Raw genomic sequence first — 24,238 nt, forward strand, 5'->3', positions numbered from 1 at the left:
GGCTTATGGCACTAGGCTTATGGCACTAGGCTTATGGCACTAGGCTTTTGAGTCATCGCTTATGAATCATCGCTACGTGACAGCGTCATGCCCACTTCAATGCGATAGCCTAAATCCAACACCTTCTGGGTAGCCGGTTCACCGCGAACACGCGCTAACAGCTCCTTAGCTGCCGCTTCTCCAATGGCTTGGCGTGGGGTAATTACGCTGGCAAGCCTGGGCGTCATGACTTGGCCCACATCGTGGCCGTGAAAGCCTGCCAGTGCCATGCGCCCGGGTACGTCAATACCACGTCGTTGGCACTCGAAATAAGCACCGACCGCCACGTCGTCATTGGTACAAAACACCCCGTCTGCCTCGGGATAATCGGCAATCACCTGTTGCAGCAGTGCCGCCCCCACACTGTACGAGGAGCGCTGAGTGCTCTGCAGTGTAACGGGCGTTAAACCGTGCTCTTCCATCGCCTGACGATAGCCCTTCTCCCGCTGTCGGGTACGTTCATCCAACCGCACCGCCAGGTAAATCACCTGACGACGGCCATGCCGAATCATCTCACTCACCATGTCATACGCGGCTTGAACGTTGTCGTAACCCACGGCCTGATGGAGCGGAGGCCGGTGCGTGTCCATGATTTCGACAATCGGGATACCGGCGGTTTCCAACATGCGCAGGCTACGCGGCGTATGGTCACGGTCAGAAAGAATTACTCCATCGACATTGTAGGAGAGCAGCGATGCCAAACTGCGCTCTTCAAGTTCAGGGCTATAGCCATAGTGCGAGAGCATTAGGTGATAACCCGCTGGCTCCGTCAGCGCTTCAATACCAACGATCACATCGGCAAATACTTGGTTAGTCAGTGACGGCACCAATACGCCAATCGAGTGGCTGGTTGCCCTTGAGAGCAAATCTGGCGCACGGTTGGGGATATAACCAATCTGCTCGGCAATTGAAAAAATGCGTTCGCGAAGGGCTTCTGAAACTGTTTCAGGGTCGCGCAAGCAGCGGCTTACCGTCATTTTGGTAGCCCCTACGTGGTCGGCAATGTCTTGTAGAGTGGGGCGTTTTTTCTTCAAAGTGTTACCGCCTTATGCAACGAGGAAGCATTGAGGCCCACCCTAGCGAATGAAAGACCTCAATGCCGATCCCTCCTTTTAGCTTAGCGAGCGGCTGGGTATCGCTAACGAGGCAGCAAATTGTTTAACGATCTCCTTAGGCGACAAGATAATGGAGGCACGAAATGCCTCATCTTCGCTCGGGGGCTCCAAGTCGGTCAGTTGACTGGCCAACATGCTATCGCCTTTAAAGAAGTGGCCTGGTCGCGCTTCAAGACGCTGCAACAGCAGCTCACGACTGCCTTCTAGATAGAGAATACGCAGCGCTGGGTCACCTTCACGCAGCCGTTCGCGGTAGCGTTTTTTCAGCCCCGAACAGGCAATCACCAGCGAGGCATCCCGTGCCCGATACTTTTCAAACAGCTTGGCCAGCGTATCTAGCCACTCACGGCGATCATCGTCATTGAGCGGCGTGCCGTTCGCCATTTTGGCTACATTGGCAGGCGAGTGATGGTCATCGCCGTCAATAAACGTGGTTGCCCCTAATGTGACAGCGAGTTGACGGCCGATGTGAGACTTCCCTGAGCCTGATACTCCCATTACCAAAATACGATGTGAGGGGTACTTCACAGCGGCGCTCCTATTAATTACCACGAACCTTAATTGCCACGCACGGCAGTAAGGTCAGGCAGCCAAGTGACGATACCGGGGAAAGCAATCAGTATCACCAGCACAACTAAAAGGGCTGCATAGTAAGGCAACATGGCTTTGACCAGCGATTCCATTGAGACTTTACCGACGCCACAGCCCACGTATAGGCAAGTGCCTACGGGCGGCGTTAATAGTCCAATACCTAATACAAATGCCATTAGTACGCCGAAGTAAGCTGCATCAACACCTACGGAGGTGACAATTGGTGCCAGCATGGGCGCCATAATGACCATCGCAGGGGTTAAGTCCATGACAAAACCTACCAGCAGCAGTAAGGTCGCCACAATCAATAACAGCAAAAAAGGCTCTTGCGTGATGGCCTGCACTTGGCGCACCAGCGTTTGCGGCACCATATTAATCGTTAAGAACCAAGCAATCACCGTCGCAAATGCCAGCAGCATCATCACCATACCGGTTAAACGTGCGGTACGAATCAGCATGCCACCTAGCTCTTTAAGCTTGAATTCGCGATAAACCACCAGCGAAATGGCGAGCGAATAGAGCAGCGCAGCGACAGCGGCCTCAGTAGCTGTAAATACCCCACCAATAATACCGCCAATGACAATCACCGGTAGCACTAGCGCAAGCCAAGCATCCTTGAAGGCTTTCCATAGGCGATCCCAACTGAACTGGCGCACTCCGCCGCCCTGCTTACTGGCGAGAATGTAAGTAGTCACCATCAGCGCAAAGCCAATCAACAGGCCAGGAATGATACCGGCGATAAACAGGCGGCTGATGGATGTTTCAGTCACAATGCCGTAAAGAATCAGCGGAATCGATGGCGGGATAATGATCCCAATGACCGATGAAACGGTATTAATCGCCGTGGCGTTAGCCGCGGTATAGCCCTGCTGCTTCATAGAGGGGATCATCATCGCCCCGGTCGCCGCCGTATCTGCCACCGCTGAACCACTAATCCCACCAAAGAACATTGACCCGGTAATCGCTACCTGCCCTAATCCGCCACGCATAAAGCCAACCAGCGCACCGGCCAGCTCCATCAAACGGCGCGCGATGCCGCCATTGCTCATGACCTCACCGACCAAAATAAAGAAAGGGATCGCTAACAGCGGAAAGCTGTTCACACCACGGATAGACTGCTCAATCATGATCGACAGCGGAATATCGGAAAGCACCGCCATGACCAGCGCGGCAACGCCAAGCCCGAAAGCGATCGGCAACCCGATAACAATGGAAGCCATTAAAATAGCCAGAAAAATCCATAGCATGATTAGCGCTCCTGCTCAGGTTGGCGAATGACGCTCAGGCTGACCCACATCCGCCAAACCGATACCGCCGCAATAAAAGTGACGCACAGCACCAGTGAGAGGCTCAACACACTCAACGGTACGCCCATAATCGCCGAACGCCCGCTTGAGCGGGTTAACACTTGATAGCCTCCCCACATCATTACCACCATCAAACCGGTGATAATCAGGTGCTGCAGCAGATAAAGCATATGCGCCAAACGCAGCGGCAGGCGTCGCACTAATGCATCGACGGCAATATGCTCGTAGCGCGAAAACGCAGCAGCGGCACCTATAAACACCAGCCATATAAAGAGCATGCGTGCCAGCTCGTCGGCCCACGGCAATGAGTGATTGAACAGCGAACGGCCCACCACATTGCTGGACACCGACACGATCAGCGCGACTAAAATCGCACCGATCAGATACTCCATCGCTAAGGTCAGCCAGCGAAACGGGGCTGGTCCTTGCCGAGTATCGGTATCGATTTCCAATAGTTTGCGGTTGGGGTCATCAAGATACACCGACGGATCTTCAAGCGGTGTAGATGCACTAGGTGGCATCGAGGTATTAGGAGGCGTAGCGGAGGGTGACATAGAAGCTCCAAGAGCACTGACACACCGGGCAGGCACAATGCCTGCCCGGTGTCGCGCTAACCGTTAGGTTTAGTTGCTGCTGTCTTCAACAATTTGTTGAATGTCAGCGATCAGATCTTCGCCAATACGCGGCGACCACTCTGCATAAACCGGCTGAACGGCCTCTTGGAAAGCGGCTAGCTGCTCATCGTTCAGGCGAGTAATTTGCATACCGCGCTCTTCTAGCTGGTCACGTGACCAATCATCGTATTCAGCGGAGAGCTGAATTTCGTAGTCGGCAGACTGACGCGCCGCTTCTAATACAAGCTCTTGGTACTCAGGTGCCATACGGTCCCAGGTGCGCTCAGAAAGCATCATGATAAACGGCGTATAGACATGGCGCGTTTCAGTACCGTAATCCTGCACTTCGTTGAAGTTAGAGGTCAGGATGGTGCTCCAAGGATTTTCCTGGCCGTCGACAACGCCCTGCTCCATGGCGGAGAACAGCTCACCAAAGGCCATCGGCGTTGGGTTAGCGCCGAGCGCTTGCCAAATTGCTAGGTGCACCGGGTTTTCCATCGTGCGTACGCTTAAACCACGCACATCCAAACCAGCCACATCTTCCGGTGCCTCTACCGGGCGAGCACTGTTGGAGAGCTGGCGATAGCCATTCTCAGAGAAAGCGAGTGCCTTAAGACCAGTGCCTTCAAAAGCGTCGAGCATTCCCTGGGCTACATCGCTCTGCATTACGGCCACAGCAGCTTCGCGGCTTGGTAGTAGGAACGGCAAATCAAAAGCGGCCAATTCAGCCACATAACCAGTGGTAGCCGAACTAGAAGGATAAGTCATATCCAGGGTGCCAGTTTGCAGCATTTCCAGCATTTGCACGTCATCGCCCAACTGACTGTTAGGAAAAACGTTAACGGTGATACGCCCGTCGGTGCGCTGCTCAAGAATTTCACCAAAATACTTGCTTGAAAGAAACTGCGGCGAGCTTTCCGCCAGGCCAATGCCCATGCGTAGCGTATGCGAACCGTGGTCAGCCACTACCTCGCCTTCAATTCCAGGTGGATCAGACAGTTCTGGACTCTGGGCATGGGCCATACCGAAGGTCAGAGTGGTCGCGCCGACCAGGGTGAGCGTGCTGCGCCAAATAGCTGTCATAGCGTTATCTCCAAATACTGATTGTTGTTAATGGCTTTGTTTTCAAAAACTGAGTTGTTAAAAGCTGTGTTGTTAAAAACAGGGTTGTTGATAACTAATAAAATGACCGGCTTTTTGTTACCGGTAACATTGAATAAGCAAAGGCTAGCGACCGGCTAGAGGCGTGTCAAAGCAAAACTGCCAACTTACGACCAACGTCTAGGGATAGCTACTCGACGCTTCGCACGCTACATTAGGTCATGTATTTCGGATCGGAACCCAGGCTTGTGCAACCATCTTGCAGCGAATTAGAACTCGATCACCAGCTTTGCTTTGCGCTTTACTCAACGTCATTAATGATGACCAAAGTGTATAAACCGCTGCTCAAAGAGTTGGGGCTTACTTACCCCCAATACCTTGCCATGCTTGTCCTGTGGCAGAATGATGGCATTACCGTAGGCACAATGAGTAAGCGCCTACTAACTGACCCAGGGTCTTTGACACCCCTGCTCAAGCGGCTTGAAGCCGACCAGTTGTTGAAGCGTAAACGCAGCCATCTGGATGAACGTGTGGTGGAGCTATTTCTCACCGATAAAGGACGTGCGCTTAAAGAGCAGGCTTACAAAATCCCCAGCTGTGTAGTGCATGCGAGCGAGCAGTCTGTAGAGGCCCTCACCACCCTGAAAGAGGACTTGGTCAAGCTGCGCGAAAATTTGCAAAAAAACCAATAGCGCCTAGCCTCAGAGTTAAGAGAAAAAAAGATTAAATATTTATCTTGCGCGCAAAATAAAGCTACACTAAATTATAGATGCGCATTATCAAAGATTCAGATTCAAAACAAAAACGTTGCTAACAGGAGATTCAAAATGTCGACGACTAATATCGAAAACGTTATTTATCGCGCCCATGCTACCGCTACGGGCGGTCGTGAAGGACACGCAAAATCATCGGATGGTGCGTTGGACGTCAAACTAAGCACCCCAAAAGAGCTTGGTGGTGCAGGCGGCGATGGCACCAATCCTGAGCAGCTCTTCGCTGCTGGTTATTCAGCCTGCTTCCTAGGCGCACTGAAGCACGTGGCCAGCCAGGAAAAAGTGAAGCTTCCCCAAGATACCCAAATCGACGGCCATGTAGGTATCGGTGCGATTCCTACCGGCTTTGGTATCGAAGTTGAGCTAAAAATCAGCCTGCCTGGCCTGGAAAAAGACGCCGCTCAGCAGCTAGTCGATAAAGCCCACATCGTGTGCCCCTACTCCAACGCCACCCGTGACAATATTAATGTCACCCTGACGTTGGTGTAAGCTTAATAATTAGCGAATCATTAACCACCTCGCTGTCATGGCGCGGTGGTTTTCTATTTATAGGAGAGCATGATGAGCGACACCACCTACACACCCCCTACCGTTTGGAAATGGCAACCTGGCAATGGCGGTAAATTTGCCAATATCAATCGCCCCATTGCGGGCCCCACCCATGACAAAGCGCTGCCCGTGGGCAAGCACCCTCTCCAGCTCTACTCACTGGCCACCCCCAACGGTGTCAAAGTCACCGTGATGCTAGAAGAGCTATTGGAAAAAGGGATTCAGGGCGCTGAGTACGACGCGTACCTCATAAACATTGGCGAAGGCGACCAGTTCGGCAGTGGTTTTGTAGCAGTGAACCCTAACTCTAAAATTCCTGCATTGATGGATCACTCGACCAATCCGCCTCAGCGGGTGTTTGAGTCGGGTGCCATCCTGCTTTACCTAGCGGAAAAATTTAACGCTTTCTTACCCAGCGACCCGGCAAAACGCACCGAATGCCTCTCTTGGCTATTCTGGCAAATGGGTAGCGCACCAATGTTAGGCGGCGGCTTCGGGCATTTTTACGCTTACGCGCCGGAGAAGTATCAGTACCCCATCGACCGCTACACCATGGAGGTGAAGCGCCAACTTGATGTACTCGACCGCCACCTGGCCGAAAACCGCTTTATGGCGGGCGATGAGTACACCATTGCCGATATGGCGATTCACCCTTGGTATGGCGCGCTAGTGAAAAATCGCGTTTACGAAGCGGCTGAATTTTTGGAAGCCCATACCTACAAGAACATTCTGCGCTGGACTGAAGAGATTGATGAACGTCCCGCCGTTAAACGTGGCCGTATGGTCAACCGCTCTTTTGGCGAGCCGCACGAGCAGTTGCATGAACGTCATGATGCCAGCGACTTTGAGCTTCGCACGCAAGATAAACTGGCTGACGGCGAGTAACTAGTCACCCAAAAAAGGGCCTACGCTTGAACTCTCAGCGTAGGCCCCGGTGCAGCATCAATACTCCAAGCCGAGTACTGTTTAATGAGAAAAACTAAACTGACTCAATCCGCGAGTTATTCAACGCGTAATTCCAAACTCGATAGAAGTAGAAAATATACCCTAAACCAAAGGTGACCAGCGAAATCAACATCCATAGGATGATATGGCCGATATTGCTGAACAGGTTGATATCGCAAACCATTTTTCGCTCGACGCCAGTGCTGGCATCAACTAGCGATGTACGATTGATGACAAACCGCGCAAACGAATAGGGAAAGAAAAATAACGCTATGCCAAACGTGATAATACTCAACACCACCCAGACAAGTAGATGGCCAATGATATCTAGAATGGAGAGGTCTGCTTTGATCTTCACAGGTTGCCCTTAGTATGCGTGGAAAGCGGCAGAGAGTAACACCGCAAGCCCCAACCGTGAATTATAAATTAATATAAATTAGGGAAGCTGCCGTTTACTCTCCCACCACTCGGCATAGGAACTGTTATGGGGCGCCAAACCGCCTTCATCGGGGGCGTCATCATCCCACCATACCGGGCCACGCTCGCCGAGGGCTTCTTTAGCGCTATGCACCGCGTTGCGGGCTTGTCGCAGCGCGTCTTCATCATCTTGCTGCTGGACTGTTCTGACCGCCCTGCGGGCTTTCATCAATGCTTTGATATGGGTTCGCTTTTCGTCTTCATCTAAACGCGGGTCAGTGCAGCGCCAAAGCCGATTTTTGGCGACGAAGTAACGCCCATCTGGGGTATGGGGGTACTTGTTAGCCATAAGCAATACTCCTGTCCCGTTGGGCGCTTCTACTCACCTCACCTCATTTCACCTAACCTAACCGTTTAGAAGCGCTTAGATAGCGTGATAGAACCGAATTTATCCTGCTCTTCCTGGCCGTCAAATTCCCGCGAACGCTGTACTGCCGCGTAGGTGACTTGCCAATCTTCCCAGGCCAGCGCCAGCCCTGCTGATACGTCGCCTACCCACTCTTTGCGATCAACCGAGTGGCTATTTCTAAACGTATTGCCGTCAAGCGTCAGGTTTTGCGCCATGTAGTAACCGTCTACGCTGGCAAACAGGTACCACTGCCACCCCTCTTTACCGGTCATATGGTGGCGGCTGCCGGGGTTGGGCGTTAGCGTAGGAATACCGGGGGCTTCATCACCCCAACGCACGCTATAGCCGGCGCTTGCATAGGTATAGAGGTTACCCAAAGCGGCGCTGACGCTGGGGCCATGGGAAAACTGCTTACCGATCAATGGGGAGCTATGCCACCACTGGCGACGCATGGCGACGTTGACGATGGCTTCATCGCCAAGCTGGTTATCCCAACCGCTGGGGCGGTCGCTGTCGGTGATGCGGTGCACTTCACGTTGAATGCTATCGGCAAGCGACGAAGGCCCTACTAAACCAATATCCAGGTGCAGGTCAGTCGCTTGGCGCCAGCTACCCATGGGCACATCTTCGTAAAGAGAGATACCACCGTAAACAATCCCAGCGTAGGGGCGATCATCTTCAATCAGTCCACGCTGCTCAATATTGTTTGGCGTATAAATCTGATGCACCAAACGAAAAGCTGCCATATCAGCGCTGCCAATAAGGCTGTCGGGCAAAGCGGTGGCCAAGCGTTGCGTCCAGCTTTGTGCTTCAGGCTGAAACGTCCAATTGAGCTCAAAGCCACTGGTAAAGTGGCCATCATCGCTGCTGGCCATGCCATCATTTGCGTGCTTAATCGAGAGGACACTATCGTCGGCTTGTGCCAGCGTTGACAGCAGGGTTACTACAGCCACTAGCGGTAGCAGCTGCCATCGTAGAGGGGAGGTACCTTTCATTGCTCGTTCCTTGAGATTTTCCTAGGAAGTGTTTTTTTGGGACTGTTTTCTGAGGCCACTTTTGAAGAACATCAACAAACATTGTTGATTGTATGTAATTGTGCAAAAAGATAGCAAGCATACTTTTACTGTCTTCTACAGAAAAGAGCTAAGTCACCAACATCAAAGGGTGGCTCGTAGGCCACCCCTTCTGCTGTCATTTGTTTAGATTTATTAGCGTAGTCGACTAGACGAAAGTTGGTAGGCTAATGGCTTAGTTGAATCACTATCTGTCGCGCAGCAGCCACTGCGGAGTGATTTCATGTTGGCCGTTTTCATCGGTAATAAACAGCGATCCTTCGCTGATCATTACTGCCCAGTTAATCGCCCGAGGCAGGTCTTTAGCGATAATCGCTAGGGCCTCTTGTGGCAGCCCCGCCACATGCACATTTTTCAGTGATGCCACGCTGGGCAACACTTTACTCTCCCATTGATCTACCCGGCCGTAAGCAAGTAGCGACACGCGCTCTGCCCTACGTGAGCACCAGGTAATCCGCTCGGCATCGGGCAAACCCACTTCGATCCAGTGCAGTAGGCGACCGTCTAGGCTTTTCTCCCACAGTGCCGGTTCATCTACATCTGAAAGCCCACGCCCGAAGGCCAGCGTCTCGCTGTACCACAACACATAAGCAAGCAAGCGCGCGGTCATGCGCTCTTCGGTCTCTGACGGATGGCGAGCTACGGTAAAGCGCAGCGTTTCATACACCCCGCGATCCAGATCGGTCAGATTGATATCAACTTTGTAGGGTGTTGCGCTAAGAGCCATGAAAATGTCCAAACGAAATTTGCGTCAGTGTACCCGATGGTGGGTGTCTCTGGTGAATAGTCTGACAGGTTAAGCTTTGCGGTGATCGTCCGTGACTGTACCATTTTTCAGCGTATCGGCCTCGTGCATGGGCTCATGCCATGGCTCTTTGAGCGCGGCTTGATACCAAGCTTGCATTGCGGGCAGCGCTAGCAAGCGCTCGACATACGCCTGGGACTTCTCGCTAACCGGCAAGCTGAATGTCTGCACGCGAAAGGCCACAGGGGCGTAAAACGCATCTACCGCGGAGAAGGTTTCACCCGCTAAAAACGGCCCGCCAAAGCGCTCAAGCCCTTGCTGCCATAGCGCATCCACGCGTGCCACATCGGCCTTGAGATTGGCCGATAAGCTATTCAATTCCACTCGCATGCCGCAGTTCATTGGACACTCGCCGCGCAGGGCGCTAAAGCCGCTGTGCATCTCTGCTGTAGCTGAGCGCGCCCAGGCGCGGGCGGCCTTATCACTCGGCCAGACATTAGCGTGCTGCTCGGCCAGATACTCGACTATCGCCAGGGAGTCCCACACCGCCAGTTCGCCTTCGTCCGTCACCTCCACCAGGCAAGGCACTAAGCCTGAAGGGGAAAAGCGGGTAAAGGTGGCATGACTCGCGCCAGTGCCCCCTTCAAAGGGCATCAGGTGTTCGTTAAACGGAATCTCCAGCGCTTTCATCAGCACCCAAGGGCGCAGCGACCAAGAAGAGTAATTCTTGTTGGCAATATAGAGATCAAACATGCAGCGCTCCTTATGTGGGAAATCGAATTAGCCGATCAATTAGGCAGCCACCTTAACGTGCTGCCTGAGCCAGTGTATTACCGCCTAGTCCCATTAATACGCCACCACCAATGCGCTGTATGAGCTGGGAGGAGCCATGGGATTTTTGTAACCACTCACGCAACGGGCTGGCCAACAGCACCACCACAACATCCGCTGATGAGAACAGCACATTAGTGGCGATACCTAGCCAGAGCAGTTGCCACGCTACCGGCATAGCGCTCTCGGGCTGCACAAATTGAGGCAGAAACGCGACAAAGAAAAGCGCGGTTTTAGGGTTGAGCACCTCCACCAAAAAGCTGTCGCGAAGCACGCGTTTAGTGGTTGCCAGCGGCACCTCATCATTATGGGCACGAATGCCCTGCTGCCATAGCCTCAGACCCATCCAGAGTAAATAAAGCCCACCGATGATTTTCATGGCGATATAAGCAGGCGGAATCGCTGCAAACAGCAGCGCCAAGCCCAATGCGGCCGCCACCACATGAACGTAGCAGCCCATATGCACACCCATGACTGCTAACCATCCTGCTCGTCGGCCGCGCCCCAGGGTTTGCGCTGCGGTGTATAGCATTGCAGGCCCAGGTAGGTAGGCAAAACCAAGTGTGGCGATTAGAAAAGCGGCCCATTGCATTATGGCTATTCTCATGAAGTCGGCAGTTAGCCTTTGAGAATAAAACGGGGGTGGCGCATGCGCCACCCCCTAAATAAGTAAAACTGGAATGAATAGCGGATCAGAAGCTGGGCTTGCGTTTCTCAACAAACGCCGACATGCCCTCTTTCTGCTCTTCACCGGCGAAGCAGAAGGCAAACAGGCTGGTCTCCAGCGCTAATGCGCTGTCCAGGTCTTGATCCATGCCATCGTGTACGGCTTGTTTGGCACCGCGCACGGATTGCGGCCCGTTGCCTTTGAGCTGCTTGGTTAACTCTTCAACATAGTTTTCTAGCTCAGCTTGCGGCATTACCCGGTTCACCAAGCCAATACGCAGTGCCTCTTGGGCATCAATTTTGCGCCCGGTCGTGACCAGGTCAATCGCCATGGCGGGGCCGACGCGGCGCGGCAGGCGTTGAGTGCCACCGAAGCCGGGGATCACGCCCAAGAGTACTTCTGGCTGCCCAAACACCGCGTTGTCGCTGGCTACTGCCCAGTCGCAGGCCAGTGCCAGTTCGCAGCCGCCGCCAAGGCAAAACCCATTAACGAGCGCGACCACCGGCACGGGTAACGTTTCTAAGCGTTTAATGGTGCGCAGCGCCTGGCTTGCGAAAGCACGGGCTTCCTCGGGTGTTTTATCGCGCATTTCCGTGATATCAGCCCCGGCAACAAACGACTTTTCACCGGCGCCGGTAATTAGCACGGCGCGCAAATGGGGATGCGCCTCTAGCTCGACAATGTGTGATTCCAACGCGCTTAGCACCTCGCTATTCAGCGCGTTAAGTGCCTTAGGACGGTTAATCGTCAGGCGCACTACACCGTCGTTATCAATTTTCTCAATGACTGCGTCGCTCATGCTGGCTCCTTAATTGTTATTACGCATTAAAGTGAATACCTAACAACCCTAGCGAACGCTTGGTTGGTAGGCAATCACTTCTTTTGTCGAGCCTAGCGGCGTTGACGATGTTATTCGTATATATGGAAGCCGCGACCGCTTTTACGGCCCAAATAGCCCGCATCGACCATACGCTTTAGTAACGGGCAGGGGCGATATTTAGGGTCGCCAAAGCCTTCTTGAAGCACTTCCATAATCGCCAAGCAAACGTCTAAACCAATCAAATCGGCCAGCGCCAGCGGCCCCATGGGGTGGGCGGCGCCTAGTTTCATCGCTTCATCAATCGCTTCAGGAGTGGCGGTTCCTTCTTGAACGATAAACGCGGCTTCGTTGATCATCGGCACCAGCAAGCGGTTAACCGCAAAGCCCGGCGCATCGCCAATCGGCACAGCGGTTTTGCCCAGTGCCTTGGTGAGCGCCTCAATGCGGGCAACGGTGGCATCGGAGGTCTGCTCGGCACGAATCACTTCCACCAGTTTGAGCACCGGCACCGGGTTGAAAAAGTGCATGCCCACCACCCGCTCCGGGCGCTCACACACGGCGGCCAAGCGCGTCAGCGAAAGCGACGAGGTGTTGGAGGCTAAGATAGCATCGTGGCTTAAGTGGCTAAGGTCACGAAACAGCTTTTCCTTGAGCGCGGGCTGTTCTGGCGCGGCTTCAATAATAATGCTGCAGTCGCTGAGGGCTTCTAGCGCCGTGGTGGTGGAGAGCCGCGCTAGGGCATCACGCTTGTCGGCTTCGCTGATTTTTTCTTTTGCGACCAGCTTGCCAAGCCCTTTATCAATAGCGGCCTGGGCGCGGGTTAGCTGCTCGTCGGCCACGTCGTAAAGACGCACGGTGAATCCACTAGCCACCACAACTTGGGCAATCCCCTGCCCCATGGTACCGGCGCCCACTACGCCTATATGTTGGTCATTCATAGCTCTGTTCCTTTGATTAGTGCTGCTTGGCTTCTTCGCGCAGAACAAACTTCTGAATCTTGCCGGTAGAGGTCTTGGGCAGCTCGCTGAAGATGATCGTCTTCGGCACTTTGTAGCCCGCCAAGTGTTCACGACAGTGGGCGATAATATCGGCCTCGGTCACTTCTCCATAGCCAATTTTCAGCTTAACGAAAGCACAGGGCGTCTCGCCCCATTTTTCGTCGGGCTTCGCGACCACAGCGGCCTCTTCTACGGCAGGATGGCTATAAATAGCGTCTTCCACTTCGATGGTAGAGATGTTTTCACCGCCGGAGATAATAATGTCTTTAGAGCGATCTTTGATCTCGATGTAACCATCGGCATGCCAAACCGCTAAATCTCCCGTATGGTACCAGCCCCCTTCCAATGCATTGGCGGTGGCGTCCGGGTTTTTCAGATAGCCCTTCATGACGTTATTGCCGCGCATTAAAATTTCGCCGATAGTCTGGCCATCTTTGGCGACCGGCTCCATGGATACAGGGTCGGCCACACAGAGCGCTTCCAGCATGTGGTAACGCACGCCTTGGCGGGCCTTAATTTTTGCGCGCTCTTCCAGCGGGAGTTCATTCCACTCCTCACGCCAGGCACATACCGTCACCGGGCCGTACACTTCGGTTAGGCCATATACGTGGGTCACCTCAATACCCAACTTTTCAACCCCGGCAATCACTGAGGCAGGCGGCGCTGCGCCGGCGGTGGTCACTTTCACCGGGTGATCGAACTCACGTTTATCTTCAGCGGGCAAATTCACCAAACCATTAAGGATGATCGGCGCTCCGCTGAAGTGAGTGACCTTTTCATCAGCAATCAGCTGCATGATTTTCTTGGGGTCGACCCGGCGCAGGCAGACATTCACCCCGGCGTTGGCGGCGATCGTCCAGGGGAAGCACCAGCCATTGCAGTGGAACATCGGCAAGGTCCACAGATAGATAGGGTGGTGGGGCATCGCCCACTCCATAATATTACTGACTGCATTGAGGTACGCGCCGCGGTGGTGATACACCACGCCTTTGGGTTTGCCAGTAGTGCCGGAGGTATAGTTAAGCGAGATCGCATCCCACTCATCGTCAGGCAGTTGATAGGCGAAGTCAGCATCGCCCTCGTTGAGCAGCGTTTCATACTCAATATCACCAATACCTAGGGTTTCGCCGAGAAACTCTCTATCAGCCACATCAATAATCAGCGGCTTGTGTTCAAGTTTGGCAACGGCTTGCTGAATAACGTCGGCGAATTCAGGGTCGACCAAAATAGCTTTCGCTTCACCGTGTTCCAGCATGTAGTTAATGGCTTCGGCATCTAGGCGAATGTTTAAGGTATTAAGCACGCACCCGGCCAAAGGCACACCAAAATGCGCCTCAAACATAGCGGGGATATTGGGCAGCATCGCCGCCACGGTTTGGCCCGGCTGAATACCACGCTTTTCGAGCGCTGAGGCAAGCTGGCGGCAGCGCGCCCAGGTTTCACCCCAGGTGCGACGAGTGCTGCCATGCACCATGGCGGGATAGTCGGGATAAATCGACGCCGAGCGCTCGATAAAGGTTAGCGGCGAAAGCGGCACGTGGTTGGCAGTTGTTTTGGGTAAGCCTTGCGCAAAGATAGAGGTCATGGTCGGCTCCTGAATTTTGTTAATGTTATTGCAAGCATTGGCTTTAAAATCGTTTTAAATGATTATTTTAAATAACTGTTTTAATAGTGTAGAAACAGCACCGCCGCCTCAAGGGGCGGCGGCGAGCAACTAAAAATTAGCGTTAATGAACCTCAAATTCGCTTAAACACTGCATGCCTGCCTCAATCACCGCACGCTGTGCACGGCCTACCGGCAGCCACTGATTAATCGCAAATTCGGCGCTGCGCATCTTGGCAGTATAGAAGGGATCGTCACTGCCGTTGTTAAGGGCTGCCTGGACACTAAGCGCCGCTTGGCCCATCTGCCAAGCGCACAGCACATGACCCGCCAAGGTAAGAAACGGCGTAGCGTAGGCCTGCACTGCGTCTGGGCCGGTTTCAGAGTCACTGCCTTGTTTCAGCACCAACGCTTGAGCGGCTTTTAAATCGTCAAGCCCTGCGGCCAAACCACTGCCCAGCGCTTTCAGTGCGGGGTCGGCATTGAGCTGCTCCACAGTGGCAGCCACGTCGTGCAACAGCGCAGAGAGCGCCTCGCCGTTATCGCGCTGGAGTTTACGGCCCGCCAAATCAAGCGCCTGAATACCGTTTGTGCCTTCGTAGATGGGCGCAATGCGTGCATCGCGCAGCAGCTGGGCAGCGCCGGTCTCTTCGACGTAGCCCATTCCGCCATGCACCTGAATACCCATGGAGGCGATATCCACCGCTTGATCGGTTGAAAAGCTTTTAATGACCGGAATAAGAATATCAGCGCGGGCCTGAGCGGCAATGCGGGCATCGTCACTCTCCGCGTGGCGGGCAGTATCCAGCTCGGCAGCGCAATAGAGGGCCAAAGCACGCAGCGCATCGGTACGCGAGCGCATTGAAAGCAGCATACGGCGGACGTCTAAATGATCGCTGATACTGCATTCAGAACCGCCGCGGGTTTTCGGTGCGCGCCCCTGACGACGCTCCAATGCGTAGGCAAACGCATGTTGGCAGGCACGCTCGGCCACGCCAATGCCCTGAATACCGACTTTGTGGCGCGCCTCATTCATCATGGTGAACATGTGGTTAAGGCCACGCCCCTCTTCACCCACTAAGTAGCCAATCGCGCCACTGTTTTCGCCAAAACTCAACGTGCAGGTAGGTGAACCATGAATTCCCAGCTTGTGCTCAATCGATGCGCAGATCACATCGTTGCGTTCGCCCAGCGAGCCGTCGTCATTCACCAGGAACTTAGGTACTAAAAACAGAGAAATGCCTTTATTGCCTTCCGGCGCATCGGGCTTGCGGGCGAGCACAAGATGGATGATGTTTTCGGCGGCGTCATGTTCGCCCCAGGTGATATAGCTTTTCTGGCCACTGATGCGATAGTGGTCGTTTTCAGGCACGGCGCGGGTGCGCACCTGGGAGAGATCCGACCCCGCTTGGGATTCGGTAAGGTTCATGGTGCCGGTCCAGGTGCCTTCCACCAGCTTGGGCAAATAGGTCGCTTTAAGCGCATCACTGCCGTGATGGGCCAGTGCTTCAATGGCACCAGCGGTCAGCATGGGGCAGAGACCCAGCGCCATATTGGCACCGTGAAGCATCTCTTGAACGGCACTGGCAACCACTTCGGGCAGGTTCTGACCGCCTAGCGCTTCGGATACACCAATGCCGTTCCAGCCACCCTCCACATAAGCTTGGTAAGCTGACGCGAAGCCTTCTGGGGTGGTTACGCTGCCGTCAGCATGACGCTTCGCGCCCTGACGATCACCAGTTGCATTGAGCGGCCCCCAGACATCTCCCGCAAGTTTTGCGGCCTCTTCAAGCACCGCCTCAACCAAGTCGGGTGTGGCCTCTTCGAAGCCCGGCAGGCTAAGCGAGCGATGTGCTAATAACTCTTCGAGCACAAAGCGCAGATCGCGTACCGGCGCAGCGTAAACATTCATGGCAAAACCTCAGTGCTAAGGAATAATAAACAAAATAGTGAAAATATTACCCGCGATAGTAGATTCACTACTTTTGTTACACCATTAGCCCATGGTCTCACCTATGCCATTATTGCCTTACGTTTACCTGCTCCACATCATCGTAGTAAGCGATATGGCTTTCATCTTCTGCAGGAGGTCCGACCACCGGCTCTGCGGCATCCACATCCCATACGGCATCGGATAAGTCTTCCAGGTGCTCATGTTCCAGCGCACCTTGTAGCAGCTCTTCGGTGACGACTAACTCAGCACCTGCCGCAGACATCGGTGTGGTAGGTGTAAACGGGGCCACGGGGATCGGCGCTGGGCGCACGCTGCGTCGCCAGGAGAAAAACAGTAAGAAGAAGAGACTTAACGAGCCGAAAGCCCAGAATAACCCTGCATCGCCCATGGCGGTCATCACTGGCGAGATCATTAGCGGGCTGATGGTGGCGCCAATCGAGTTAATCAACAACAAGCCTTGGCTCATCCGCACCAGCGCTCCCGCCGGAGCGCGGTCGGCAGCGTGGCTAACAGCGACGGGGTAAAGCGCAAACACACCGCCACCCAGTAAGAACAGCAGCACTGCCAGTAGCGGCGTAGAAAGGGGTAGCCAGAGCATCGCCGCCGAGATCATTACACAGAAACCACTGATACCCATCAGCACCATCTGACGATCGTGGCGGTCCGACCAGCGGCCAATCGGATACTGCAGCAGCATGGCACCCATAATCACCACGGCCATCATCTGCCCTACCTGGCTCACGCTCATGCCATTGCGCTGTAAATAGAGCGGCAGGAGCGTATAAGCAGCCGCCACCACCATGCCCGAACCCAAGCTGCCCATTACGCCCGTGGGGGTGAGTGTAATCAAGCGATGAGGGGGGAGCGGTTCAGCATGTTCGATAATCGGCGATACGCGAGGAATCATTGCCATCGGCAGCACAGAGAGCGACGCTAGCAGACCAATCACCATAAAGGGAGCAGTTACGCTCATGGCATTAGTCACGCCAAGCAGCAATTGCCCCAGCACTCCGGCGCCGTAAAGCGAAATCATATATAGCGCCAGCAGGCGGCCACGTACCTTTTGATCGCCTGCCGTCAGCAGCCAGCTCTCAATCACCAGATAAACGCCCACCGTGGCCCAGCCACCGATCAAGCGCAGTACAAACCAGGCCCAGGGATCAAAGAACAAACCTTGCAGCAGCACCGTCACGGCAACTAACGAAGCAAAACTGCCGTAAGCACGGATGTGGCCAATGCGCAGCAGCAGGCGATCATTCACCAACGCGCCCAACGCCAGGCCGATAAAGTAAGCCGACGAGACGATACCGATGACCGTCGCTGACTCACCGGCGGCATCTAAGCGCACAGTAATTAAGGTGGCAAGAAAACCGTTGCCGATCCCGAGAATGAATAGCCCTAAAAGGGGCGCCAGCGCCATGGCTAGCAGTTGCCGCGACATGAAAACCTCAACTTGACTAAAAGTGGTGAAAACAGGAGCGAAAAACAGCAGTGAAACACACGATTAAGCGTCTTCACAGGGCCCGTTATCTCACCTGGCACACCGGATCAGGCTAAGATATTGGCGCGCAATTATTGCCCTCAAGTGGGCAAAGTCAATGCTTTTCTAACGTAGCCGTTATTCACGTTAGCGTTTTGTGTAGAATAACCGTGTCTGATCCAGGAAATTCAACTGCAAAGGTATTCTTTTGTGCCCACCAGCGAAAGGTCTGTTCACTAAAAAAGCTGATATGCGTTGGGTCACTAATATAGTGCCAGCGGGTAAAGGCGTTATGGGATGACACTCGTTTGGTCATCAGGCCAAGATAGCCACCAGGCACAAGCTGCGCCGATAATTGAGCCAGCACCTGGCCGGGCTGCGACAAGTGCTCAATCACTTCCGTGGCAGTGATAAAATCGTAGGCCTGGGAAAGTACTGAAGGGTCGCGGGCATAAAAAGGGTCGTAAATGGCCACCGGATAGCCCTGCTCTGCGAACATAATCGACAGCGTCGGCCCTGGCCCAGAACCAAAATCCAGCCCACGACTTCCAGGTGTTAACTTCGCCAGCAATGGGGTAAATAAACGCCCTAAAAAGCGTCGGTATCCCGTATCATGCGGCGAGTTTTGATGCTTATCGTATTCGGCCTTTTCAGCAACGGCGCTCAAGTGATGCTCTGGGGGCACAAATACCAGCTTGCACGTGGCACACTGGTAGTAGTCACGACGGCGATCCTGGTGGTAAAGCGCAGTGGTGGATTCCGCACATAGCGGACAGCGGCGCATCATCGTATTCTCTGACTTAACGTTATGTATTAAGGAAAGTGGCATGCTATCAGGTTTGGATCATCTTGTTGTTACTGTGACCGACATGAGTCGCGCAGTGGATTTTTACTCACGTGTTTTAGGCTTAGATGTACGTTATCGCGATGCCCAGCGGGTCGATTTAATGCTCGGTGATACAGCGTTGCGCTTACATCAAACGGATACCGATATTGCCCCCATCTCAGCTACGCCTACCCCTGGCAGCCTGGATTTATGCCTGCGCTGCCTGCTACCGCTAGACGAGTTCAAGCAGCATTTAGACGCGCTGGGTGTAGACGTCGAGCTAGGACCGGTTGCCCGTCAAGGGGCTAATGGACCGATTGAGTCGCTTTACCTGCGCGACCCGGATGGCAACCTGTTAGAAATCTGCCGGCCTGCGGCGCGTTAATAGCGTCTGCCTTGCTGAGATTGAAAGCGCCACTCAAGCTGACAGATCTAGTTCGGCGATGTTAGTCCGGCAACTAATTCCAGAAATGCAGTCCAGCAATGAAAGCATTACTGAAAGGAAACGTTATGCGAGATAACACCAATGATGCGCCAATTCAAGGCCAAGTAGTCAGCGAAGAGCTTAACCAGAAACCCGACACAACGATGGCCATGATTATTTATGCGCTGTATCTGGCAAGCTTTTTGGTAGGTTTTACATCGTTTATTGGTGTCGTTATGGCGTATGTCTATAAAGGCAAAGGCCCAGCTTGGCTGGATGAACACTACCGCTATCAAATTCGCACGTTTTGGATGGGCTTGGTGTACGGGATCGTTTTTTCGACACTAACACTGATACTGATCGGTTACCCGCTACTGCTAGCGCTAGCGGTGTGGTTCATCGTTCGCTGTGTTAAAGGGTTTAAAGGGCTGCAAGAGAAGCGCGCGCCCGATAACGTAGACACCTGGCTGTTTTAAGTATGAAGCAACACACAGATGAAACCAGAGGGTTCTTTTCCCAAGCCAATGCGATCAGTTGGTTATGGCGCGTGCTATCACGCTGGCCGCTCTCGAGACTTTGGCGTATCTCGTCATCGCTGGGACCACTGGTGTACCGCTTTAGCAAGCGCGAGCGAAAAGTAACCGATATTAATCTTAACGCTGTGTATCCCACGCTAAGCGTACAAGAGCGTAAACTATTGGCTCACGATAGCCTCCGCCACTCTACTGCCACGATGCTAGAGCTTGGTTACGCTTGGATGGCAGAACCTAATCAAGTGGAAGCCAGTATTTTAGCGGTTCATGGTCGCGAAAAACTTGATAACGCTCGCGCTGAAGGGCGTGGCGTGATTGTGCTCGCCCCTCACTTCGGTAACTGGGAGGTGCTCAACTTCTGGCTATCGAGCCATTTTCCGTTTACCGCCATGTACGAGCCGCCCAAAATCAAGGCGTTAGACCCAGTAATTCGTCATGGCCGTGAGCGTATGGGGGCGAGCTTAGTGCCCACTAACCCACGCGGGGTCGCGGCACTGCTCAAAGCGCTGAAGCGCAGTGAAGCAATTGGTATTTTGCCCGACCAGGAGCCCGATTGGGGCAGTGGCGCTTTCGCCCCTTTCTTTGGCCGCGACGCCTACACAGCCACCCTACTGCCGAAGCTGGTTGCTCGCACTCAGGCCCGGGTGGTGACAGGAGTCGCACTTCGTATACCTGGCAAGGGCTTTCAAATCCACTTTTTGGACGCCGATGAGCGCGTCTATAGCAACGATGATGTCGTCTCGGCCACTGGCGTTAATGCCTGCGTGGAAACAGCCATCGCCTTAGACCCCAAGCAGTATCAGTGGGAGTACAAGCGTTACCGTAAAGTCGTGCAAGAGCAGCAAAAACTGCCCGACTTCAACGATTATCGGCTTTATTAACCAGAGCTTACTAATGACGCAAAACGAACTATCGCGCGATGAAATCCGCCCACCGCAGATTGTCTACGCACTTTACTTGGCGGGGCTTGTGACGGCCAATATCACGCTACTGATTGGCGTTATTGTTGCCTATGTGTATCGCCGCGAAGCCGCACCGTGGCTGCAGCAGCACTACCGTTATATGATCCGTACCTTCTGGATCGGCACCCTGTATGCCTGCGTTGCCTTTTTGCTCAGCATTGTGATGGTTGGCCTACTAGTCTGGCCACTGCTCGCCGTCTGGCTGGGCGTGCGCAGCGTGCTGGGCTGGATTAATGTGCGTAAAGGCCAGCCACCTGCCCGCCCCGCTAGCTGGCTCTGGTAAGCCACCCTTTATTCACTGCTATGACGGGCGTAAACATCATCTAATCGCTCAATATCGTCTTCGCCTAAATAGCTACCTGACTGCACTTCAATCAGTTCAAGCGGAATTTTACCGCTGTTTTCCAATCGATGGAGAACGCCAATCGGAATATAGGTGGACTGGTTTTCGCTGACTAAAAAGCTGCGTTCCCCCACAGTGACCTGGGCGGTGCCACTCACCACTATCCAGTGTTCAGCGCGGTGGTGATGACGCTGCAGCGATAATCGCCCACCGGGCTTAACGGTAATGTGCTTTACCTGATAACGCTCGCCGTGATCCATCGCTTGGAAGCTACCCCAGGGGCGGTGCATAAGTGGCGCTGAGCGTGGTTCACTACGCTCCGCGATTGTAAGCGCGGCCACCAGTTGCTTAACCTGCTGCGCCTGATCGCGATGGGCCACCAGCACGCTGTCCGATGTCTCCACCACGATCATATCTTTTACCCCGAGCGTGGCCACCAAACGGTGTTCGGCGATCACTAACGAATCCTGCGTATCGGTCAGCCAGGTATCGCCTTTGGTACCGTTGCCCGCTGCATCCGTCTCTAAGGTTGCCCATAGCGCATCAAAGCTGCCGATATCGCTCCACTGGGCGGCTAGCGGCACCACCGCAGCATGCTCGCAGTGCTCCATCACGGCGTAATCAATAGAGTCGGCTGGGCAGCGGCTAAATGCCTCTTCACCCAGGCGCAGAAAATCCAAGTCGCGATGCGCACTGCTCACGGCCTCCTCGCAGGCTGCAAGCATTGCAGGCTGAAGTCGCTGTAGCTGTTCTAAATAGCTTGAAGCGCGCAGCAGAAACATGCCGCTATTCCATAAGAAATCGCCGCTTTCCACTAATTCAGCGGCGCGCTTGGCATCGGGTTTTTCAATAAACGCTGTCAGGTGGTGGCCGCCTTGCAGCGGAGCACCACAGGCAATATAGCCATAGCCGGTTTCAGGCTGGGTGGGCACCACCCCAAACGTGACTAAATAGCCTGCTTCAGCTAAAGGTTCGGCGAGCGACACGCTGTGCTGAAATGCGCCAACATCACCAATCACATGGTCTGCTGGCAGCACCAGCAGCAGCGGATCTTCCCCTCCTTGGCTTGCCAGCAATGCCGCACAGGCAATCGCAGGTGCAGTGTTCCGACCTTCAGGCTCTAGCACCAAAGTGGCGGTTTGATTCATTTCACGCAGCTGTTCAGCCATTAAAAAGCGGTGGCTATGGTGACCCATTAACATTGGCGCCGCGCTAGATAAGCCGGTTAAGCGGCTGAGCGTTTGCTGCAGCAAGCTTTGAGATGAGGTTAAACGTAAAAACTGTTTGGGCATCTGCTCGCGGGAGAGCGGCCAAAGCCGAGTGCCGCTGCCACCACTTAAAATGACGGGCTGAATCATGGTTCCATCCTTATGGTCGTCCTTGCTCGCCAAAATCAGCCTGCAGCCAGTGGCGCAGTTGGCTCATTCTTGGCGCACTTGAAGCCTGGTCAAACAGGGGCACGGTGCCAGACACAAATCCACGGGCCATAAACGGTGCCAATAACGCTGGGTCGCCGCTAATGATATGCACGGGCACCGCCAAGCTGGCATCGTCACCGGTAATCAACGGTGCTGCCTGGTGGTCACCAAGTATTATCATTAGCGTGTTGTCATCGACGACCCGCTCAGCCCAGCGGCCGGTTACCTTAACAGCGTAGTCCACCGACCAGGCATAGTGATCGCGAACACGTTCGATGTCTTGCCATAACACCTCAGGCGGGTCGCCCGCATTTGCCCAAGGGGCAAAGATGCGGCCATCTTCAATTAACGACCAATCTTCTATCACCGGCAAAATCGGCGTCCAGGGTGCGTGGCTGGAAATCAGTGCCAGCTGTGCAAACACTGGCGTATCACCTAGTAAATGGCGCTGAGTGTAATCAAAGGTAAATTGATCCGGCATGGTTACCCAGTTAAGTGATGGCCCGGCGTAATCGATATCCTTGGCCGCCGCGATTTGATCAAACCCGTAAGCCTCACCTTCCGGCCACGCCATCGTGATCGCGGGCATGACACTCAGCGTGCGCTGCCCCGTGGCACTAAAATCATCAATTAACGTTGAGTGTTCGCTGTTCAACATCAGCCGGTACCATAGCTGATTATCGATCCAGCGGCCGCTTAGCGCCGTCGCATGGGCAAGCCAGGATTGCCCGCCACGAATCGGCGCTTTTAACATACCAGACACCACATGGAGATCACGCTCCTCAAAGCGCTGCTGCATGTCGGCAAGGGTGGGCAGCAGCACATCCGCATAGCGCGGGGTGTCCAACGCTGAGATACCGTAGGACTCAACAAAGGTGAGCAGCACATTGCGCCCCTCAAGCCCAGGCAAGGCCTGCGCCTCAATAGGCGATGTTGCTAACTGTTCACTGAAGGCTAAGCGCGCAGCATGGGTATCGGTAATTTGCTGCCATTGAAAGCGAGTGGTGTTCACAATTGGCAAGCGGGCATTATCCACTACCCGCACGCCGTTAAGCTCAAGTGCCGCCAAGGTGGTAGCAAACACCAGCATCGCCAAGGCGACAGCTCCAGACAGGCGTTTCACTGAGTAGGCAACGGTCGGAAGCAGCAGGCGTAGCATGCCCGCTATCGTGGCTAATAGCATGACAACCATAGCTATTATTGCGCTAACGGCGATCAGTTGGCCTAAATTACCCTCAAGCAGATGGTAAATAGAACGCAGCAAGGGGATATCAAGGTAAAGGTTTAATGGCCGGGCGAAGGCCATATGAGTGGCCGCCGTCCCCACGTTTGCTAGTGTGGCCAGCACTACCCAGCCAACCAACACTGCCGCAAACCAAGCACGCAGGAGACCGCGTGGCAGAAGTAACATCAAGGGCGCAATAACGAGCGCTTCCCAAGCTAACCAAAAGCTGCCTATTTCACCGTAACGCCACCAAAGCGGCGCGATGAGTAAAAAATTCAGCACCAGTACCGTTAATAATAATCGACGCATTACATTCTCTTTTATGCCTTCGTTAGCTTAAAGTGTCACTGTTATGACTAGTCAGTGCTTGACCTGATGAGGGTTAACCTAAAGAGCAAGGAATAAAACTGCTGGAAATAGCAAGAATCATGTACTGTCATAATTGATCGTATAGTTATTGTGTAAAAATTTCACGC

Annotated in this window: 26 protein-coding genes; 7 read left to right on the forward strand and 19 right to left on the reverse strand. The window is 53.9% G+C overall.

Going from position 1 to position 24,238, the window contains the following annotated elements:
• Window positions 1-59: 59 nt before the first annotated feature.
• From gntR to ACQKE4_RS01790, 5 genes are all read right to left on the reverse strand, one after another.
• On the reverse strand, window positions 60-1,073 hold the full coding sequence (gene gntR / locus ACQKE4_RS01770) for a gluconate operon transcriptional repressor GntR (protein ID WP_427386622.1): 1,014 nt from the start codon (window positions 1,071-1,073) through the stop codon (window positions 60-62).
• Window positions 1,074-1,151: 78 nt separating this feature from the next.
• Complete coding sequence (locus ACQKE4_RS01775) at window positions 1,152-1,682, reverse strand: gluconokinase (protein WP_427386623.1); 531 nt, start codon at window positions 1,680-1,682, stop codon at window positions 1,152-1,154.
• 29 nt (window positions 1,683-1,711) lie between these two features.
• On the reverse strand, window positions 1,712-2,992 hold the full coding sequence (locus ACQKE4_RS01780) for a TRAP transporter large permease (RefSeq protein ID WP_427386624.1): 1,281 nt from the start codon (window positions 2,990-2,992) through the stop codon (window positions 1,712-1,714).
• Window positions 2,993-2,994: 2 nt separating this feature from the next.
• The gene (locus ACQKE4_RS01785; RefSeq protein WP_295713509.1) at window positions 2,995-3,606 is read right to left on the reverse strand and encodes a TRAP transporter small permease; all 612 of its coding nucleotides are present in this window, start codon (window positions 3,604-3,606) and stop codon (window positions 2,995-2,997) included.
• Between the two features lie 69 nt (window positions 3,607-3,675).
• A complete protein-coding gene (locus ACQKE4_RS01790; protein ID WP_427386625.1) occupies window positions 3,676-4,749 on the reverse strand; it encodes a TRAP transporter substrate-binding protein in 1,074 nt (357 codons plus the stop codon).
• A 239-nt stretch (window positions 4,750-4,988) separates the two neighbouring features.
• On the opposite strand from ACQKE4_RS01790, the gene ACQKE4_RS01795 reads away from it, so the two are divergent.
• From ACQKE4_RS01795 to yghU, 3 genes are all read left to right on the forward strand, one after another.
• Window positions 4,989-5,459: a MarR family winged helix-turn-helix transcriptional regulator gene (locus ACQKE4_RS01795; protein WP_427386626.1), complete on the forward strand. Its 471-nt coding sequence runs from the start codon at window positions 4,989-4,991 to the stop codon at window positions 5,457-5,459.
• Between the two features lie 135 nt (window positions 5,460-5,594).
• The gene (locus ACQKE4_RS01800; protein WP_295713518.1) at window positions 5,595-6,029 is read left to right on the forward strand and encodes an organic hydroperoxide resistance protein; all 435 of its coding nucleotides are present in this window, start codon (window positions 5,595-5,597) and stop codon (window positions 6,027-6,029) included.
• A 72-nt stretch (window positions 6,030-6,101) separates the two neighbouring features.
• A complete protein-coding gene (gene yghU, locus ACQKE4_RS01805) occupies window positions 6,102-6,974 on the forward strand; it encodes a glutathione-dependent disulfide-bond oxidoreductase (protein ID WP_427386627.1) in 873 nt (290 codons plus the stop codon).
• Window positions 6,975-7,068: 94 nt separating this feature from the next.
• On the opposite strand, the gene ACQKE4_RS01810 is transcribed toward yghU, so the two are convergent.
• The 12 genes from ACQKE4_RS01810 to ACQKE4_RS01865 form a co-directional block, all read right to left on the reverse strand.
• Window positions 7,069-7,392, reverse strand: a complete 324-nt coding sequence (locus tag ACQKE4_RS01810) for a DUF6693 family protein (RefSeq protein ID WP_022520517.1) — start codon at window positions 7,390-7,392, stop codon at window positions 7,069-7,071.
• 78 nt (window positions 7,393-7,470) lie between these two features.
• On the reverse strand, window positions 7,471-7,800 hold the full coding sequence (locus ACQKE4_RS01815) for a hypothetical protein (RefSeq protein ID WP_295713526.1): 330 nt from the start codon (window positions 7,798-7,800) through the stop codon (window positions 7,471-7,473).
• 65 nt (window positions 7,801-7,865) lie between these two features.
• Window positions 7,866-8,855 carry a lipid A deacylase LpxR family protein gene (locus tag ACQKE4_RS01820; RefSeq protein ID WP_295713530.1) on the reverse strand — a complete coding sequence of 330 codons (990 nt, stop codon included), beginning with the start codon at window positions 8,853-8,855 and terminating at the stop codon, window positions 7,866-7,868.
• 265 nt (window positions 8,856-9,120) lie between these two features.
• Window positions 9,121-9,660: a YaeQ family protein gene (locus tag ACQKE4_RS01825; RefSeq protein ID WP_039859297.1), complete on the reverse strand. Its 540-nt coding sequence runs from the start codon at window positions 9,658-9,660 to the stop codon at window positions 9,121-9,123.
• 69 nt (window positions 9,661-9,729) lie between these two features.
• Entirely contained in the window at window positions 9,730-10,431 is a 702-nt protein-coding gene (locus ACQKE4_RS01830; protein WP_295713535.1) for a glutathione S-transferase family protein, read from the reverse strand.
• 52 nt (window positions 10,432-10,483) lie between these two features.
• A complete protein-coding gene (locus ACQKE4_RS01835) occupies window positions 10,484-11,101 on the reverse strand; it encodes a LysE family translocator (protein WP_427386628.1) in 618 nt (205 codons plus the stop codon).
• A gap of 100 nt (window positions 11,102-11,201) precedes the next feature.
• Complete coding sequence (locus ACQKE4_RS01840) at window positions 11,202-11,975, reverse strand: enoyl-CoA hydratase/isomerase family protein (protein WP_295713540.1); 774 nt, start codon at window positions 11,973-11,975, stop codon at window positions 11,202-11,204.
• 110 nt (window positions 11,976-12,085) lie between these two features.
• Window positions 12,086-12,934 carry a 3-hydroxybutyryl-CoA dehydrogenase gene (locus ACQKE4_RS01845; RefSeq protein WP_295713542.1) on the reverse strand — a complete coding sequence of 283 codons (849 nt, stop codon included), beginning with the start codon at window positions 12,932-12,934 and terminating at the stop codon, window positions 12,086-12,088.
• Window positions 12,935-12,950: 16 nt separating this feature from the next.
• Window positions 12,951-14,579: an acyl-CoA synthetase gene (locus ACQKE4_RS01850; protein ID WP_427386629.1), complete on the reverse strand. Its 1,629-nt coding sequence runs from the start codon at window positions 14,577-14,579 to the stop codon at window positions 12,951-12,953.
• Window positions 14,580-14,721: 142 nt separating this feature from the next.
• On the reverse strand, window positions 14,722-16,509 hold the full coding sequence (locus ACQKE4_RS01855) for an acyl-CoA dehydrogenase (RefSeq protein WP_427386630.1): 1,788 nt from the start codon (window positions 16,507-16,509) through the stop codon (window positions 14,722-14,724).
• 109 nt (window positions 16,510-16,618) lie between these two features.
• A complete protein-coding gene (locus tag ACQKE4_RS01860; RefSeq protein WP_427386631.1) occupies window positions 16,619-17,992 on the reverse strand; it encodes an MFS transporter in 1,374 nt (457 codons plus the stop codon).
• Window positions 17,993-18,173: 181 nt separating this feature from the next.
• Window positions 18,174-18,818 carry a class I SAM-dependent methyltransferase gene (locus ACQKE4_RS01865; RefSeq protein ID WP_427386632.1) on the reverse strand — a complete coding sequence of 215 codons (645 nt, stop codon included), beginning with the start codon at window positions 18,816-18,818 and terminating at the stop codon, window positions 18,174-18,176.
• A 40-nt stretch (window positions 18,819-18,858) separates the two neighbouring features.
• Here ACQKE4_RS01865 and ACQKE4_RS01870 point away from each other — a divergent pair, with 40 nt between their 5' ends.
• From ACQKE4_RS01870 to ACQKE4_RS01885, 4 genes are all read left to right on the forward strand, one after another.
• On the forward strand, window positions 18,859-19,242 hold the full coding sequence (locus ACQKE4_RS01870; protein WP_427386633.1) for a VOC family protein: 384 nt from the start codon (window positions 18,859-18,861) through the stop codon (window positions 19,240-19,242).
• A gap of 125 nt (window positions 19,243-19,367) precedes the next feature.
• Entirely contained in the window at window positions 19,368-19,757 is a 390-nt protein-coding gene (locus ACQKE4_RS01875) for a DUF4870 domain-containing protein (protein ID WP_295713563.1), read from the forward strand.
• Between the two features lie 2 nt (window positions 19,758-19,759).
• Window positions 19,760-20,695: a lysophospholipid acyltransferase family protein gene (locus ACQKE4_RS01880; RefSeq protein ID WP_295713566.1), complete on the forward strand. Its 936-nt coding sequence runs from the start codon at window positions 19,760-19,762 to the stop codon at window positions 20,693-20,695.
• 13 nt (window positions 20,696-20,708) lie between these two features.
• Window positions 20,709-21,059 carry a DUF4870 family protein gene (locus ACQKE4_RS01885; RefSeq protein WP_427386634.1) on the forward strand — a complete coding sequence of 117 codons (351 nt, stop codon included), beginning with the start codon at window positions 20,709-20,711 and terminating at the stop codon, window positions 21,057-21,059.
• A gap of 8 nt (window positions 21,060-21,067) precedes the next feature.
• On the opposite strand, the gene ACQKE4_RS01890 is transcribed toward ACQKE4_RS01885, so the two are convergent.
• On the reverse strand, window positions 21,068-22,477 hold the full coding sequence (locus ACQKE4_RS01890) for a mannose-1-phosphate guanylyltransferase/mannose-6-phosphate isomerase (RefSeq protein WP_427386635.1): 1,410 nt from the start codon (window positions 22,475-22,477) through the stop codon (window positions 21,068-21,070).
• Window positions 22,478-22,487: 10 nt separating this feature from the next.
• Window positions 22,488-24,071, reverse strand: coding sequence for an alkaline phosphatase (locus ACQKE4_RS01895; RefSeq protein ID WP_427386636.1), 1,584 nt, complete (start codon window positions 24,069-24,071; stop codon window positions 22,488-22,490).
• Window positions 24,072-24,238 lie beyond the last annotated feature (167 nt).

The sequence above is a fragment of the Halomonas sp. NPDC076908 genome (assembly GCF_050269715.1).
GTDB lineage: Bacteria > Pseudomonadota > Gammaproteobacteria > Pseudomonadales > Halomonadaceae > Vreelandella.

Excerpts from the sequence above, each read along its gene's own strand:
- ACQKE4_RS01780 (WP_427386624.1), bottom strand. The coding sequence starts at position 2,992 with ATGCTATGGATTTTTCTGGCTATTTTAATGGCTTCCATTGTTATCGGG.
- ACQKE4_RS01785 (WP_295713509.1), bottom strand. The coding sequence starts at position 3,606 with ATGTCACCCTCCGCTACGCCTCCTAATACCTCGATGCCACCTAGTGCA.
- ACQKE4_RS01790 (WP_427386625.1), bottom strand. The coding sequence starts at position 4,749 with ATGACAGCTATTTGGCGCAGCACGCTCACCCTGGTCGGCGCGACCACT.
- ACQKE4_RS01795 (WP_427386626.1), top strand. The coding sequence starts at position 4,989 with ATGTATTTCGGATCGGAACCCAGGCTTGTGCAACCATCTTGCAGCGAA.
- ACQKE4_RS01800 (WP_295713518.1), top strand. The coding sequence starts at position 5,595 with ATGTCGACGACTAATATCGAAAACGTTATTTATCGCGCCCATGCTACC.
- yghU (WP_427386627.1), top strand. The coding sequence starts at position 6,102 with ATGAGCGACACCACCTACACACCCCCTACCGTTTGGAAATGGCAACCT.
- ACQKE4_RS01815 (WP_295713526.1), bottom strand. The coding sequence starts at position 7,800 with ATGGCTAACAAGTACCCCCATACCCCAGATGGGCGTTACTTCGTCGCC.
- ACQKE4_RS01820 (WP_295713530.1), bottom strand. The coding sequence starts at position 8,855 with ATGAAAGGTACCTCCCCTCTACGATGGCAGCTGCTACCGCTAGTGGCT.
- ACQKE4_RS01825 (WP_039859297.1), bottom strand. The coding sequence starts at position 9,660 with ATGGCTCTTAGCGCAACACCCTACAAAGTTGATATCAATCTGACCGAT.
- ACQKE4_RS01830 (WP_295713535.1), bottom strand. The coding sequence starts at position 10,431 with ATGTTTGATCTCTATATTGCCAACAAGAATTACTCTTCTTGGTCGCTG.
- ACQKE4_RS01835 (WP_427386628.1), bottom strand. The coding sequence starts at position 11,101 with ATGCAATGGGCCGCTTTTCTAATCGCCACACTTGGTTTTGCCTACCTA.
- ACQKE4_RS01840 (WP_295713540.1), bottom strand. The coding sequence starts at position 11,975 with ATGAGCGACGCAGTCATTGAGAAAATTGATAACGACGGTGTAGTGCGC.
- ACQKE4_RS01845 (WP_295713542.1), bottom strand. The coding sequence starts at position 12,934 with ATGAATGACCAACATATAGGCGTAGTGGGCGCCGGTACCATGGGGCAG.
- ACQKE4_RS01850 (WP_427386629.1), bottom strand. The coding sequence starts at position 14,579 with ATGACCTCTATCTTTGCGCAAGGCTTACCCAAAACAACTGCCAACCAC.
- ACQKE4_RS01855 (WP_427386630.1), bottom strand. The coding sequence starts at position 16,509 with ATGAATGTTTACGCTGCGCCGGTACGCGATCTGCGCTTTGTGCTCGAA.
- ACQKE4_RS01860 (WP_427386631.1), bottom strand. The coding sequence starts at position 17,992 with ATGTCGCGGCAACTGCTAGCCATGGCGCTGGCGCCCCTTTTAGGGCTA.
- ACQKE4_RS01865 (WP_427386632.1), bottom strand. The coding sequence starts at position 18,818 with ATGATGCGCCGCTGTCCGCTATGTGCGGAATCCACCACTGCGCTTTAC.
- ACQKE4_RS01870 (WP_427386633.1), top strand. The coding sequence starts at position 18,859 with ATGCTATCAGGTTTGGATCATCTTGTTGTTACTGTGACCGACATGAGT.
- ACQKE4_RS01875 (WP_295713563.1), top strand. The coding sequence starts at position 19,368 with ATGCGAGATAACACCAATGATGCGCCAATTCAAGGCCAAGTAGTCAGC.
- ACQKE4_RS01880 (WP_295713566.1), top strand. The coding sequence starts at position 19,760 with ATGAAGCAACACACAGATGAAACCAGAGGGTTCTTTTCCCAAGCCAAT.
- ACQKE4_RS01885 (WP_427386634.1), top strand. The coding sequence starts at position 20,709 with ATGACGCAAAACGAACTATCGCGCGATGAAATCCGCCCACCGCAGATT.
- ACQKE4_RS01890 (WP_427386635.1), bottom strand. The coding sequence starts at position 22,477 with ATGATTCAGCCCGTCATTTTAAGTGGTGGCAGCGGCACTCGGCTTTGG.
- ACQKE4_RS01895 (WP_427386636.1), bottom strand. The coding sequence starts at position 24,071 with ATGCGTCGATTATTATTAACGGTACTGGTGCTGAATTTTTTACTCATC.